This is a genomic window from Ercella succinigenes, assembly GCF_900002895.1.
On record NZ_CDHP01000011.1, the window covers coordinates 70,596 to 86,461 of the forward strand.

The window sequence follows — 15,866 nt, forward strand, 5'->3', positions numbered from 1 at the left end:
GTTACATTAGTAGTCAACTACGGAACGAGGTGATTGGTTATGGATTTGAATTTTCAAAGTGACAAGCCAATTTTTTTGCAAATAGCCGAACAAATAGAAGATGCTATTTTAACCGGTGCTTTTGCAGAATCCAGTCAGATTCCATCAACAACTGAACTTTCTTCCAGATTTAATATAAATCCTGCGACAGTTCTTAAAGGAATGAACAAACTTGTTGATGATGATCTGATTTATAAAAAAAGAGGCTTAGGTATGTTTGTTAAAGAGGGGGCAACACAATTGATCAGACAAAAGAGAAAAAAAGATTTTTTTGAACAGTATATTGTCAGTCTTGTCACAGAAGCCAAAAAGCTGGGGCTGTCTGAACAAGAGTTGGTTACACTGATAGAAAAAAGTTTCGGGGGTGAAGAAAATGGTCATAACATCAAATAACAACATCATCAAAATTGAGGGAGTGAGTAAAAATTTTGGTAAAGTAACTGCCCTTAATAATGTGAACATGGAATTCCAGCAAGGTCACATTTACGGTCTGCTTGGTAGAAACGGTGCAGGCAAAACAACTTTACTAAATATAATCTGCAATCGTATTTTTGCAGACAAGGGAAATGTCTTAATAGATGGAGAAACTTCAGTTGAAAATGATAGTGTTCAAAACAGACTCTATTATATGTCGGAGAAAAATTGTTATCCTGAAACAATGACTGTAAAACAGGCATTTAAATGGGTCTCTATCTTTTATCCGGGATTTGATCTTAAAAGAGCAGATGATTTGTGCAATCGATTTGAACTTAATCCCAAGAAGAAAATGAAGCAACTTTCGACAGGTTATAATTCAATATTTAAAGGAATCGTTGCACTTTGCGTTGATATTCCTTATATCTTGCTCGATGAGCCAGTGCTAGGGCTAGATGCCAATCACAGGCAGATGTTTTATAAAGCTCTTTTAGAAACCTATGCAGAAAACCCAAGAACATTTATCGTTTCGACACATCTCATAGAAGAAATTACAAGCATGCTTGAAACTGTAATAATTCTTAGAGCAGGTAACGTAGTAAAGATTGACAGTACAGAAAATCTTCTCAAAGCAGGATATGCTGTTACCGGTAAAATCGAGTCGGTTGATAAATACTGCATGGATAAAAAAATTATCGGCAACGATATTCTCGGAGGTCTCAAAACAGCTTATGTGCTGGGCAAACTCGAAAGAACAGAAGTTCCTGATGATCTAGATATAAACAGAATGGATCTGCAAAAGCTTTTCATCAGAATTACTGAAGATCCAAAGGAGGGTGAGAATAATGAATTTTAAATCAGCTTTTCGTTTTACAATCAATGACAGCATAAAGTCACTAATAATTTTTTATTCAATAATACTTGCTCTTAATACTTTAATAATTATACTGAACAGATTATATCCTGACGCTAATGGACAATTTAACGGCTTCAGCGTTGCTTCTATCATCTTCATTTTTGTAGTCGGAATAAATATGTTTAAGGAATCTTTTCTTTTTCTAATACAACATGGCCGATCAAGACTGACTTTGGTCAAAGCATCTTTATGCTCTATAAGTCTGATATCACTTGTAATGGTTTGTTTTGATCTGCTTGTTATAAAAAATCTCAATCCAAGCAATGCCCCCGTTATGGTAGATTCGCAATCATTATCAGGATTCTATGCACCTTCTTCCTTTGCCATGGAATTTATCGGTTTGCTTCTATCATATGTTTTAGTAGGTTTCCTCGGATTATTTCTTGGTGCACTTTATTATAGAATGGACTTGGCACAAAAAATCATCGTCTCCGTAGGCGTACCAATGCTGATTATTATTGTGCTGCCGATTATAGATTTCAGATGGACAGATGGAGTAATAATGCAAGCTCTGCTAAAACTCTTTTTGCTGGCTATTATTGGTGCAACAGATATTCAGGCACTAAGTTCTCCCATACCTCTTGTGTTAACCAGATTGGGAATTGTTGCCTTCGGAGCAGTAATATACTATATAAGTACAATTCGTGTCAGGGTAAAAGCCTAAAATAGCAAACACAGTATGCCCTCCCTATTCAAAAAACAAAGAGCAGCTATTTCTTTTTTGATTATCTCTAATTAAAGAGACTTGTCTAAATGAGAAGTGCTGCTCTTTTAGATTTCTTGAAATTAATTTCTCAATGAATTTCGTAAAATATATGCTTTTATTAGTTGATCTTTTTGCTATAATAATTTGAAACGGCAATATATTTATATAATATCGCGATTTGCTGCAACATTGGTATATATTATCGAAAGGAGAAATTTCGACATTGCAAACTCCTGGTAGGAGGTCGAAGTTCCCAATGATATGACATCACTTAGCATCCAAAGAAGGCTTCAAATTTATTTTGTTCTGATTGTCATGGTTGTTGCTCTTGTAAGCGGAGCCATTTCCGGAATTATATATTACAGAGCATCATTATCGACTTTTTACAATCAAACCCGTAGCACTCTCACTTATTTTGAGAATGCGATTTTGCGCCAGAAAATGCTTGATAATGAAGAAACTGCCAGCAATCTTGCCTCGCTAAATTCCATGAACACTTTTCTTGAGCACGGTTTCAACTCATATGCTCTTTCAAGTCTGAAAAATGCTTCAGATTCAGGCAATGATCTTGTCGCAATCACAAACAAAGATTTTGCTATTATTTATCTTGAAGACAATAATAGTTTAATCAACCTAGGTCATCTTAGTGTTTTTCTTCAAAGCAGAAATAAAATAAATGATAGAGCAGACAAATCTTTCTATTACGGTGATTTGCAAGGACAATTCTACGCCGTGTCACAAGAACCAATTTATCAAGGCGATCATTTAGTTGGATATATATTAATAGGTTCTGATCTGACAAATCCAGCCTACACAGATCATATCGGCGAATATTTTGGATTCATATCGACAATTTTTTATCGCGATATCAGAGTAAATACCAATCTTTCAAATCCTGATGAAGATTATCTTGGCACCGCCCTTGATTCAGAGATAACAACAATCATATACGATCAAGGACGTCCTTTTTCAGGCATTTTCCGCTTTAGAGATACTCTTTATGTTGGCACTTACGAAGCTATAGAAGATGAATACGGAATTGCTGGTGCAGTATTTATAGGACAGGAATATGCCACTCTTCTGGAAAGTCACAAAACATCAATTTATCTAATAGCGTTTGCTTCCATCGTAATTGCTTTTATTGTAATGCTGATTACACGAAGAGTTATCACTCAGAACATTAACCAACCAATCCGGCAAACAATAGATTTACTCGGCAAAATGGCTCTTGACCCTGCAATTTTAGCAGATGAAGATATTGCTTTAACTAAGGATAGGTCAATGAATAAACTGCTGTTAAATTTAAAATCTACAGCAGTAAAAATCGCAGAAGACAGAGATCATTTGAGTTATCTCGCATTCCACGATCGTCTGACCGGGCTTTACAATAGCAAAAGATTATTTGACTATTATACAAAAGCTACTGCTAATATTAATGATCAGTCAAATCAAGACAGCGTGCAATTACCAGCTTTGTTACTAACTATTAACATTGATTTTTTCAAAAGACACAAAAAATATCTCGGACAGCAAGCTGCTGAAGAATTACTAATCATGTCAGCCCAAAGACTACAAGATAGCAGTAGAAAATATAACTGTGATTTATATAGAATGAATGCAGATGAATTTATTGCCTGCAGCGAAGTTGTATATAGTGATGAAAGCCTAACCCAGCTTTTGGATGAGTTGTCGGATGATATGCAGAAACCTTTTGATATTGCCGGCAAAACACTTAATTTAACAGTTAGTATTGGGGCGGTCAGGCGCAGCGATACAGATTTTACAATTAATCAATTGCTGGAAAAGGCAAACATGGCTCTGGACACAGCAAAATTTGGTGGCAGAAACCGCTATGATTTTTATGATCCTAATACAGCGGATACCAGAAAACGCTATCTTTTGATTGAGCAAAAATTACGAACTCTTCAAGATTACAGTCAGTTTGAGCTCTACTATCAACCACAGGTAAATAGTGAGAACAATGAAATTTTCGGGCTGGAAGCATTAATTAGATGGAATGACCCTGAACTTGGTCAAATAGCCCCCTCTGAGTTTATACCTTTGGCAGAAGCCATTGGACTGATCGTACCTATTGGAAACTGGGTATTAAACGAAGCACTGCGTTTTAAAAGCAAATTAAATAAGCACAATTTCAACAACCTGCATATCTCAATAAATATTGCCGCTGCACAAATAACAGAACCGGACTTTGTTTTTAGAATTATGGATCTTGTTAAAACCTTCAATATATCGCCATTCCAGATAGTCCTGGAAATCACTGAAACTCAACTTGTCCAATCGCTGGAAAGAGCTACAGCTAATCTCAATAAACTTAGAGAAAAGGGATTCAATATAGCTATGGATGATTTTGGCACAGGATATTCCTCCTTAAGCTATATCAGCAATCTGCCTGTAAGCATATTAAAAATAGACAGAAGCTTTATTAGCGCCCTTGATTCAGAACTAAACCTGGAGTTGGTAAAAGAAATGATCAATATAGGTCACAAGCTTGACATGACTGTCATTAGCGAAGGAGTAGAAACAAAAAAACAGCTATCCACCCTCTCGGAATTAACCTGCAACTGTATACAGGGCTTTTTCATAAGTCGGCCTATAAGCAGTCACCAAATTATTAACTGGCTAAAAAACTATCGTGATCAGCTGCAGTAATTATAAAACAAACAAAATTTCATAACTATTCCTTGATCGCTTTAAACCCAAAACAGCTTAAACTTCGAAGTCAGACCATATTTCTTCTAAAGCTGAAACAATTTTCAGGTATTTATCATATTTTTTCTTATACAGTTCAGACATATCTTTGTCAGGTATTATGGCCTCGTTAACTCTTACCATAGACCGAGCCGCTTCCTTGTAGTCCTTAAAAATACTTGCTCCAATGGCAGCAGACATAGAGCAACCAAGAGCCCCTAATTCTTTCACTCCTCTTACCGTACTTATAGGATAGTTTAAAACATCCGCAAATATTTGCACCCATATTCTAGAATTAGCCGCACCACCAGCCAAACGGATTTCCTTGGGAGCATTTCTTGCAGAAAGAAGTTTATCTATATGATATTTATGTGAAAAAGCAATACCTTCATACATGGCTCTTAATACATGCCACTTATTATGAAAACTTGTTAACCCCACAAAAGAAGCTTTTGCAAGCGCATGTACATTGGAACCATAAAGAAATGGAAGATAATATATATCACATTCTTTTGAATCTGTTTTTTCAACCATTTCATCCATATACTGATATAATTTTTTGCCGGATGGAACTGTCTCATTTTTTAAATAATTTTCAATATACCACTCAATATTACCGGCTCCTGTTGCACTGCACTCTTCTATAAGATAATACTCTGGCATCGCAAAAATAGAATTCATTGCAATTTCAGTTCCTAATACAGGCTCTTTCGCAATATATTCATTAATACTCCAGGTTCCGGTTATAACACACAATTCCTCGGGCGAAGTTACATCCATAGCAACAGCGCATGAATCAATATCAAACATGCCTCCAGCTACAGGCAAACCTTGCGGCAAACCTGTCAATTCGGCTGTAGATTTCGTAATGAATCCGCAAATATCTGAAGAATATCTTATAGGCGCAAGCTTGTCATATACCTCTTCAATACCAAGTTTAGCAAGCAAATCACGGTCAAAACAAATATTTTTTACATCCATAAGTCCTGATCCCGAAATATCTGTTGCCTCACACCATGCCTCACCGGTAAGACGAAATCTTATATAATCTTTAACCGAGAAAACCCATTTGATATTATCATAGGTTTCCTTATCATGATCCTTAAACCATGCCAGTATAGCTGCTTGCTGGCATGGAATCAGCTGTTGACACAGTTGAGGATACAATTCAGAAAAAATCCCGGTTTCCTTCCACTTTTGAGGATATTCCCATGCCCTGTTATCTGTTGAAATTATACCGTTATATGCAGGTTTATCATCCTTACCCCATGCATATAAACCTTTTCCATGTCCACAAACTGAGACACCCGCAATATTTTCCGGATTAATTCCGGATTTGGCAATAGCTTCGCGTATGCACTCACAATTCATTATCCAGAGAGCTTCCATGTCTCTTTCTGTATATCCAGGTCTTGGAGTATGTACAGATGAATGTCTTGAGGCTACTGATATTTCATTGCCTTTCAAGTCAAATATCGCTGCTTTGCTTACCGTACCACCGTTATCAATACCCATAACATATTGCCCGCTCATAATTGCCTCCTTGACTGGTTTGCATATCCGTTAAATAAATGTTCTCGATTACTTACCTTATAATTTTATTCCTTCTTATCTGCCTCTTTAGATTTGCAAATAAGATTCATGGTTAAATGTCCTATAACAACAAAAAACAAATAAAAAATTAAATATTGAATAGCTTCAACCCCTATTGTTAAACTTATTATAATAGAAAAAATACTGCAATTAAGTATTAATGATAATATTAGACTAATTTTATTTTTTCTATATACAGCTCCACAAATTACAAATATGATTGGATAGTATATAAACATGACAGAATAGGGTTGAAAAATAACTATATTACGCAAAAATGTTGAAAAAGTAATAAATAACCATGGTAACCACATTAAAGCCATAGATAAAACAATGACCTTAAAATATATCACAAAATTTTTATTGCCTCTTTTTTCATTTTCCATTATACATTCCTTCTGCCTGCATATCGTTTTCTTTGGCTTTTCTGTTTTTATAATTTTTGCATGATTCCCCTGTTATATCCTTAAAAACCTTACTGAAATAGTAAGGATTATCAAAACCTACCTCTTCAGCAATCTCATATATTTTCATATTAGTTGAAGCAATAAGATCTTTTGCTTTTGATATCCGATAATTAGTCAGATATGTAGAAATATTTGTTCCCGTCTCCTGTCTAAAAACAAGGCTCAGATAGCATTTACTTATTCCGGCATATTCAGCCATATCAGTTAGGGAAATTGCTTTTTTATAATTACTCTTTATATATGATATACACAAGGAAGTATAAGATGAATATTTCTCCAGTCCATTAACATCTCCTTTAAGAAAATTAAACAGTAAAAAATATAAATCATATATATAATTTTTTGCTTCTTTAAAGCATGTAATAGTATCGAAAACATCATAATCAAATTTTCCACTTATCATATTTTCTTCAAAACTATTGCCTGCATATTCTTTAAAGGTTATTTTGGCAATACTTAATGCGTCAATAAAGCACTTTTTGACACAATCAATACTTTTCCCCTGCTCTATTTTTTCAAAAATTCCATCCATATATTGAATCAGGCCTTCAATCTTTTCTGCCTGCAATAAATCGCGGACAACATAAAGATCTATTTGCGGGCAATCAATATTTTCTGTCACTGGTACATGCTTATCAAAAAAAAGAACTGAATTTGTTTCAAAATAACTTAAAGACCAAGCCCTTAAAGCATTATTGTATATTTCTGTAATTCGAGATATATCATCAACTATATTACTTACACCAAATTTAAGCTTAAGCCCTAGATATTGCTCTATATTAATTTTCAACTGAATAATATCATTATCCAGATTTTCTTCTAAAGAAGTTTCTTTAATCAACAAGAAAACGATTTTATTTCTATCCAGGAAAATCGTATGTTGCCAGCCTTTTTTGCTCATTATATTTTTGGTCACTGTATCAAAAGAATAATACAGTTTGGATGAGTCATCATAGTTAACAGCAGTATTATCAAGATCATAGCTTGAACAAACCACACGGAAAACCAGACCGCCAAACGAAGAGGAGAGATTATTAAGATATTCTAATGCAGATTCTTTATTAGTTAAATTGTTTTCTACAATTGCCTTTAAAATTTTGTACCTTTGATTAGCATCAATTATGTTTTGGCTGTTAAGAGCTGAATTTATAGTTTTATCACCTGAATTTCTTTCACTTTTTATCTGATCATGCAATTTTCTTAAAACCTTAAGAAGTTTTTCTTCCGTAAGCTCGGTTTTTAATAAATATTCGGAAGCCCCTAGATTAATTGCATTTTTGGCATAAGTGAAATCATCATAGTGAGTCAAAATAACTGCCTTGACATCAGGATAGCTATGCTTTAGTTCCTCAATTAATGTTAAGCCATCCATTACAGGCATTTTTATATCTGTTATAACAATATCAGGCTTAAATTTTACAAACAGATCCAAGGCATCTTTTCCGTTAGACGCTTCTCCTACTATAGTGTAGCCATTTTTCTCCCAATCTATAGTTGTCTTCAAGCCCAGTCTGACAATTAGTTCATCATCTGCTATAAGAATTTTTATCATCTGTTCCACCTGACTTTTATTACTACCTGCTTTAAGACATTTTTACAATCGGCAAGCAGATAGTCGCCTGTGTTCCTTGATCTTTCTCACTAAGAATGTCTAATCCATATTCAACCCCAAAATACAGCTTAATTCTATCCCTTACATTATTAATTCCTATACGGTTAAATTTGTTATTTTTATCACTACTCCTTATATTATTTAAGGTTTTTTCATCAATCCCGACACCATTGTCACTTATAACGACAAAAAGCTTATCATTTTCAGTATAAGCTCTGATTGTTATAAGACCAGCATAATCTATTCCCTCAAGCCCATGCAAAAGCGAATTTTCAACCAATGGTTGAAGCATAAAATGTAAAACTCCACATTCTAAAGCATCAACTGAAATATCATAATTGGTATCAAAAGTATTACCGAATCTATATCTTTGTATAATTATATAATTCTTTATATTATCAACTTCTTCTGAAAGTGAAACACAGGCAGCTTTAACAGAAATATTATATTTTAGAAGATTAATCAGAGCATTGATTACTTCAGCAATATTGTCAACATTTTGAATAACTGCCAACCATTTTATTGAGTCCAATGTATTGTATAGAAAATGAGGATTAATCTGCGCTTGCAGGATTTCAAACTCAAAATCAGACTTCTGTTTTTGTTCTTTAAGACGCTCATTTATGAGCGCTTTCAGACGTATAACCATTTTATTAAATGCAATGCCAAGTTCCCCAAATTCATCCCTGCTAGAAATATTAACTCTCGCCGAAAAGTCACCTTTTTCGGCAATCTTAAATTGCGCATGTATTTCTTTTATCGGCAAAGTAATTATTCTTGCAATATAATAAGAAATAATAAATGATACAAAAACAGCTAATAATATTATGATAACATTTCTAAGTTGTATACTATCTATTTCATCTTGTATTCTATCATATGGAATAAATCTGATAATTGTCCAATTTGGTTTTTCAAGAAATATTGAGGCAACAATCATTTTATTACCAAAAATATTTTTATCGTACTCCACAGTATTTCTCTTAAAAAACTGCGGCATTTCCTTCATTTGATCATCCAGAACCATATTATAAGGATAATTGAAAATTCGATTATTTTTGTCATCAGTAATCAGAACCCATTCCTTATCATCTAAAGAAGTAGCAGTAAGTATCTCTCTCAAACGAACATAATCTATATCAACAACAAGGACAGATATCGGGTCATCCATAACATAATCAAAAATAGGCCGCACATACGAAACAGCCGAAAATGTAAATCCTGTACTTAGAGTAACTGTCTGTAATCCGGTATAGATTGCTTCCGGATTATCCTTTTGCATATTCAGATAATCCAGTAGCATCATTTCATAATTTTTATCAATCGATCCGGAACTGGTATATATTTTTTGGTCAGGAGTAATAATATGAATTCCACTTACTATATCCTGAACATTAGATAAAATATCAAGTGATAAAATCTGATGTACTGTTCCGGAACTTCGATGTGCTTCAACTTCTTGCTTTATGCTGTTATTAGCCGAAATGATAGTCGCAGTATTTTCTACCTGACGCAAAATAAAATCAAGATTGTGATTGGTATTATTCGTACTATTAATAGTATTATTTACTTCGCTTTGAACAAAAGATCTCATGAACATAAAATAAACTATCGTACTTATTATAATGAACAACAACAATATCAACAGTAAAACTGTTGCAAATATTTTTTGTCTTATAGAAATGAATGGCCATTTAATCATATAATTGCACACATTACCATTTCGGCTTGTTTAAACAAATGTTATTTTAACAGGTCAACACATGAAATAATACACTTTTGTAAAGTGCTTTTGCAACATATCATTTTTCATTCAAACAAGTTATCATACTGTCTGCCATAGCCTGCAAAATCAGATTACAAGATGTTGCTCCGGCATCCAGAACACCTCTGGATCTTTCTCCAAGTCTGCTTGCTCTTCCCACTTTAGCAACAAGATCACGTGTAGACTCTTTGCCTTTTTCAGCGGCCTCTTTCATATCATTAAGAGCACTTATAAAATCTTTCCCTTCGCTGATAGCTTTTTTATATGCAAGCTGAGCAGGAACAACAGTATCCAGAAGTGTTTTATCTCCTGGTTTTGCTTTACCAACATTCATAAGGCTTGCCACAGAGGACTCCATCATTCTTGCAAATACTTCTGCGTCAATGTTTTCAACATCGCATTCTTTTGACATTTCAATGAAAAAGGTTCCATAAAGAGGCCCCATTGAACCGCCAATCTCAAGCAGTAAAGTTCTGCCAAGTGTTTTTAAAGCTTTTGCTAAAGGAATATCTTTTTCGTCCTTTAGATATTTCTCGCATAGTGAAAAACCCTTATTCATATTTATTCCGTGATCACCATCGCCGATCAGACCATCAATCTCACTGAGATAATCCCTGTTCTCCTGAATAGCTTTTATAATTTTATCAACAATAATTCCACCTTTTGTAGAAAGAAAATAATCCATTTATATTACTCTCCCCTTATCTAAACTGTTTTAACGCTACAGAATTTGCTTCTTCATCAAGCAAGTCTTTAAGCTCATCATCTAATTTGGTAATAGTCAACGTAGCGCCCATCATCTCGAGTGATGTAAAGTAATTGCCTACATATGATCTATGTATTTTTATATTTTTTTCTGAGAGTATTTTTTCGACCTTGTCAAATAATATGTACAACTCCATTACTGGTGTAGCACCTAACCCCGAAACCAGAACCGAGACTTCGTCCCCTGCTACAAATGGATAATCAGGCAGAATAATATCCAGCATCATTTCAGCCATTTCATCAGCTGTTTTTAGATCTGTCACTTCAATTCCTGGTTCACCATGATGGCCTATTCCCAGCTCCATCTTGCCTGGTTCTATCTGGAAATTAGGTTTACCGACAGCAGGTATCGTGCAAGGTGTTAAACCTATTCCCACACTTCTGGTATTATCAATAGCTTTTTGCGCCGAAGCGATAACGTCATCCAGGGAGGCTCCCCTGGCAGCTTTTGCCCCCCCTATTTTCCACATTATTACTTCTCCTGCCACACCTCGGCGTTTTTCTCTTTCGGTTTTGGGAGCAGAGGCAACATCATCGTTTGCTACAACTGTTTTTACTTCTATGCCATCATCGGAAGCAAGCTCCACGGCCATTTTCACATTCATATTATCGCCTGCATAATTACCATAGAGGCATGCTATGCCTTTACCTGAATCAGCAGCTCTAAAAGCATCATAAAAAGCTTTTGCCGTAGGTGACGAAAAAACTTCTCCAACTGCTACAGCATCTAACATATTTTCACCGATATATCCAATAAAAGCCGGTTTATGGCCTGATCCCCCTCCAGTTACAACTCCAACTTTGTCATTGACAGGCGCATTTATATACTTTACTGTACGTGAATTATCGGTAGCAGCAACAATATCGGTGTGGCATTTCAAAAAACCATTTAGCATATCCTCAACAACTTGATCTCTATCATTAATTATTCTTTGCATATTGATCTCCTCTATTGAACATTATTAATTAGTTTTCACATCAATCGCTTCATAAAATTTAATTCTATCTACCTTTTCAGCAGAGCCTCCACCTTCAAATTCACAATTCATCCATACCTTTAGAAGTTCCAAGGCTAAATGCTCGCCAATCACTCTAGAACCAAAAGTCAAAACCTGGGCATCATTACTTCTTCTGGATCTTTGAACAGAGAAAAGGTCATGTCCAACAGCTGCTCTTATACCCTTTACTTTATTAGCAGCAATTGCCATACCTATACCGGTTCCGCACAGAAGAATCCCTCTTTCATTTTCTCCACGAATAATTGAATGACATACTTCTGTAGCTATATCTGGATATAAAACAGGTTCGCCATTAACAGTTCCATAATCATCGATAATATGACCTTCCTTTTCAAGATACTCTTTCATTTTATCTTTTAGTATCCAGGCAGCTTCATCGCAGCCAATCGCAATACGCATCTAAATAACCTCCATCTCTTATTATAATCAGATTGCTCCGCGGCACTTAACAGAATTATGTATCGCGGAGCCCAAACCGGTTAAGGGGTAAATCTGACTGGAAATCAAGGTATTAGCACAACCTTCATGGAACCTTCACCTTTTCCTGCCATTTCAAAGGCATGTTCCCAGTCTTCAAGACCAAATTTGTGAGTCACAACACCCTCTGTCATCAGCTTGCCTTCTGATATCCAGTCAATAACCGGCTGGAAGCAATATGGACTTAAATGTGCACCATACAAATCAAGTTCTTTTCTGTCTCCTATAATGCTCCAATCAACATTTGTAGGCCCACTGAAAACACTGAACTCTACAAAACGTCCAAGCTTTCTTATCATTGCAAGACCCTGAATAACACTTGAAGGATGTCCAGTTGCTTCAATATACACATCGCACCCATAGCCATCAGTCATATCCATTATTTCTTTTGTGACATCAGTTTTTCCTGGATTCATAACAATATCCGCACCAAACTTTTTGGCCAGGTCAAGACGCTCGTCTTTCATATCCAGCACTATAAGTTTCAAAGGATTTTTCATTCTTAAATAGGTAATCATTCCCAGACCCAATGTACCGGCGCCTGAAACAACCACTATATCCTCATTAGTAATCTGTCCTCTGTCGACTGCATGTTTTGAGCAGGCATATGGCTCTATCAATGCAGCCTGTTCAACCGTAAGAGATTTAGGCACTTTGTAGACCAAAGAACCTTTCGGCAGTTTCATGTATTCAGCCATACCGCCATTTACATTTTGCTGAAAGCCATATATATCATGCTTTTGGCACATCCAGTATTTACCTGTTTTACAAAATTTACATTCCCAACAAGGTACAATCTGATCTGAGGCTACTCTATCACCAATCTCTATATCGCCGGTATAATTTTCTCCGATTGCAACTACTTCTCCGATAAATTCATGTCCAGGTATAAAAGGAGTTTTGACCCATGACGGCTGAATTTCATCACCCCAGAACATAGCAGCACCATGATGAGCTTTGGCATCACCGGCACATATACCGCAAACTTCAACTTTTATGAGCAAATCACCCTCAAATAATTCAGGCATAGGATAATTGGACTCAAATTTGTAATCACTCTGGCTGTAGGCTACTACTGCTTTCATAGTTTTTGGCAAAGTCATTTTTAATTCCTCCTTAAAATAATTGTTATCAGACAATAATCTTATCCCCTGTTTCAATATCAAATACATGTGTTTTCTCTTCGCTTGTTTTTATAAGGATAGTATCTCCCTGCTGATATAATTTACTGTCACTGGTAATTAAAGTAAGATATTCATCACCTATTCTTATACCGATTCTCTTCTCATCTCCAAGGTTTTCGAAAACAGCGATTTTAACAGGAGTACCATCCTCTGAAATCATTAAGTCATTAGGTCTTATACCCAAAGTCACCTTCATATTGTTTTTCAGAATTGAAAGGTATTTTGATGGTACGCCAATCTTTACATCGCTACCCGGGAATGTGAAAAATAATTTTCCTGCTTCTTCAGCAATAAGACTGCTATTCAAATTCATCGGAGGCTCTCCTATAAATCCTGCGACAAAAACATTTACCGGATCGTCGTAAACCTCAGCGGGAGTTCCAAATTGCTGCAACTCACCATCTTTCATAATTGCTATTTTATCTGCCAAAGACATCGCTTCAAGCTGATCGTGAGTAACAATTATTGTTGTGCAGCCAACTTCCTTATGAAGTCTTTTTATTTCAGTTCTCAGTATCTGCCTCATTTTGCCATCAAGGTGAGATAATGGTTCATCCAAGAGAAGTAGTTTGGGTTTGCGAACAAGCGCTCTGGAAATATTGACCCTTTGCTTTTGTCCACCACTCAAGGCTGAAGGTTTCATATGCAGTAAATCTTCAACTTTAAGCAAAGGTGCAATTCTGTCAATTTCTTTTTTTATTTTTTCCTCAGTCATTTTTTTCGCCCGTAAATTGAAGGCAATATTGTCATAAACAGTTAACGGAGGATATAAAGCATAATCTTCAAAAGCAAGACCGATCTGTCTATCCTTAGGATGCAATTCATTTAACAAAGTATCATCAAGATAAATCTGCCCTTTTGTAACTTCCTCAAGGCCAGCAATCATTCTTAATGTTGTTGTTTTGCCACAGCCTGACGGCCCCAAAATACCAACAAATTCACCATCATCACAAATCAAATCAAGATTATTTACAGCATAAGTATCCTGGGGCGCATTTTTTTTCTTTTTCTTTTTATTATCGTACATCTTGTACAGATTTTTCAAAACCAGCTTAGCCATTTTTTCACCCCTTAATATTGTTCTATATTGTGTCGAGCTATTAATTCCTCTGTTCGATGATCAAAGAACATAGCGTTTTTAATGTTCAAGCTTATGAAAATTTCTGAGTCCATTTCTGCGCTAAAATCATTAGGTGCGACTAAGCGCATAATTTGGTCAGAAACTTTTACATTAAGAACGGCTTTGTTACCCATTGGTTCAACAGAATACACTGTACCCTTAATGAAAGATGAATCTTTGGGCTCAAGACTAAAAGAGATATCTATCGGTCTTATCCCCATATAGCAATGATCTTCTTTATTACGTCTCAATACAGACTCAACATCTTCTGGTAAAATTATATTCTCCAAAGAATTAAAAAGCTTGAATGATAAACGTTCACTATTTTTTTCCAGTGTTATTTCAATAATATTTATCTCCGGATCACCAAAAAGCTGAGAAACAAAAATATTTTTGGGAGTATAGTAAACTTCGCTGCCTGTACCTATCTGCTCGATCTTGCCATGATTAATAACTGCTATCCTGTCACCAAGACTCAGAGCCTCCATATAGTCATGTGTTACATATATGGTAGTAGTATCAAAATTCGATTGCATTTCTTTTAGTTCAGCTCTCATAAAATGTCTAAGCTTTGCATCAAGATGAGCAAGCGGTTCGTCCATTAAAAAAACATTTGGTTCTCTGACCAGGCACCGGCCTAAAGCAACACGCTGCCGTTGTCCATTACTCATTTTTGCAGGAAGCCTATCCATCAAATGATCTATTTTCATTAGCTTGGCTATGTGCAAAACCTTTTCTTTAATAACATCTTCGCTTTTCTTATGCAAAGGACTGCGCATCGGAGAAGCTATATTGTCAAAAGCTGATATATGCGGATATAATGCGTAATTCTCAAAAACCATTGAAACATTTCTCTCAGCAGGGTCTACAAGATTCATGATTTTATCATCGAATTTTACCACTCCATTATTGGGGAACTCAATTCCAGCTATGGTCTTAAGTATTGTAGTTTTACCTGCTCCTGCAGGGCCAAAAAGAACGAAAAATTCTTTATCTTTCACATCCAGACTTATATCGTCCAGAGCTAAATTCTTACCGAATTTTTTAGTTATATTACTTATGGATATATTAGCCATCTAT

Annotated in this window: 14 protein-coding genes; 4 read left to right on the plus strand and 10 right to left on the minus strand. The window is 35.4% G+C overall.

Going from position 1 to position 15,866, the window contains the following annotated elements; all coding sequences use genetic code 11:
• Positions 1–39: 39 nt before the first annotated feature.
• The 4 genes from AC0KSB_RS03580 (at position 40) to AC0KSB_RS03595 (ending at position 4,745) form a co-directional block, all read left to right on the plus strand.
• Positions 40–432, plus strand: a complete 393-nt coding sequence (locus tag AC0KSB_RS03580) for a GntR family transcriptional regulator (RefSeq protein ID WP_472306806.1) — start codon at positions 40–42, stop codon at positions 430–432.
• Entirely contained in the window at positions 413–1,309 is an 897-nt protein-coding gene (locus AC0KSB_RS03585) for an ATP-binding cassette domain-containing protein (protein WP_472306808.1), read from the plus strand. The genes AC0KSB_RS03580 and AC0KSB_RS03585 overlap by 20 nt, the downstream gene beginning before the upstream one ends.
• Positions 1,299–2,033 carry a hypothetical protein gene (locus AC0KSB_RS03590; protein ID WP_472306810.1) on the plus strand — a complete coding sequence of 245 codons (735 nt, stop codon included), beginning with the start codon at positions 1,299–1,301 and terminating at the stop codon, positions 2,031–2,033. Before AC0KSB_RS03585 ends, AC0KSB_RS03590 begins: the two co-directional genes overlap by 11 nt.
• A 303-nt stretch (positions 2,034–2,336) precedes the next feature.
• Complete coding sequence (locus AC0KSB_RS03595) at positions 2,337–4,745, plus strand: EAL domain-containing protein (protein ID WP_472306812.1); 2,409 nt, start codon at positions 2,337–2,339, stop codon at positions 4,743–4,745.
• Positions 4,746–4,802: 57 nt separating this feature from the next.
• Here the strand turns inward: AC0KSB_RS03595 and AC0KSB_RS03600 are convergent, their stop codons facing one another.
• The 10 genes from AC0KSB_RS03600 to AC0KSB_RS03645 form a co-directional block, all read right to left on the minus strand.
• Entirely contained in the window at positions 4,803–6,317 is a 1,515-nt protein-coding gene (locus AC0KSB_RS03600) for an FGGY-family carbohydrate kinase (protein WP_472306814.1), read from the minus strand.
• Between the two features lie 65 nt (positions 6,318–6,382).
• Positions 6,383–6,763, minus strand: a complete 381-nt coding sequence (locus AC0KSB_RS03605) for a hypothetical protein (protein WP_472306816.1) — start codon at positions 6,761–6,763, stop codon at positions 6,383–6,385.
• Entirely contained in the window at positions 6,753–8,396 is a 1,644-nt protein-coding gene (locus tag AC0KSB_RS03610) for a response regulator transcription factor (RefSeq protein WP_472306818.1), read from the minus strand. The genes AC0KSB_RS03605 and AC0KSB_RS03610 overlap by 11 nt, the downstream gene beginning before the upstream one ends.
• Before the next feature lie 31 nt (positions 8,397–8,427).
• On the minus strand, positions 8,428–10,158 hold the full coding sequence (locus AC0KSB_RS03615; RefSeq protein ID WP_472306820.1) for a sensor histidine kinase: 1,731 nt from the start codon (positions 10,156–10,158) through the stop codon (positions 8,428–8,430).
• A 100-nt stretch (positions 10,159–10,258) separates the two neighbouring features.
• On the minus strand, positions 10,259–10,906 hold the full coding sequence (dhaL, locus tag AC0KSB_RS03620) for a dihydroxyacetone kinase subunit DhaL (RefSeq protein WP_472306822.1): 648 nt from the start codon (positions 10,904–10,906) through the stop codon (positions 10,259–10,261).
• Between the two features lie 16 nt (positions 10,907–10,922).
• Positions 10,923–11,924, minus strand: a complete 1,002-nt coding sequence (locus AC0KSB_RS03625) for a dihydroxyacetone kinase subunit DhaK (protein ID WP_472306824.1) — start codon at positions 11,922–11,924, stop codon at positions 10,923–10,925.
• A gap of 24 nt (positions 11,925–11,948) precedes the next feature.
• Positions 11,949–12,404, minus strand: coding sequence for a ribose 5-phosphate isomerase B (rpiB, locus tag AC0KSB_RS03630; RefSeq protein WP_472306826.1), 456 nt, complete (start codon positions 12,402–12,404; stop codon positions 11,949–11,951).
• A gap of 104 nt (positions 12,405–12,508) precedes the next feature.
• Positions 12,509–13,585: an alcohol dehydrogenase catalytic domain-containing protein gene (locus tag AC0KSB_RS03635; protein WP_472306828.1), complete on the minus strand. Its 1,077-nt coding sequence runs from the start codon at positions 13,583–13,585 to the stop codon at positions 12,509–12,511.
• 28 nt (positions 13,586–13,613) lie between these two features.
• Positions 13,614–14,726 (minus strand): ABC transporter ATP-binding protein, encoded by a 1,113-nt coding sequence (locus AC0KSB_RS03640; RefSeq protein ID WP_472306830.1) that lies wholly within the window; start codon positions 14,724–14,726, stop codon positions 13,614–13,616.
• 11 nt (positions 14,727–14,737) lie between these two features.
• On the minus strand, positions 14,738–15,862 hold the full coding sequence (locus tag AC0KSB_RS03645; protein WP_472306832.1) for an ABC transporter ATP-binding protein: 1,125 nt from the start codon (positions 15,860–15,862) through the stop codon (positions 14,738–14,740).
• Positions 15,863–15,866 lie beyond the last annotated feature (4 nt).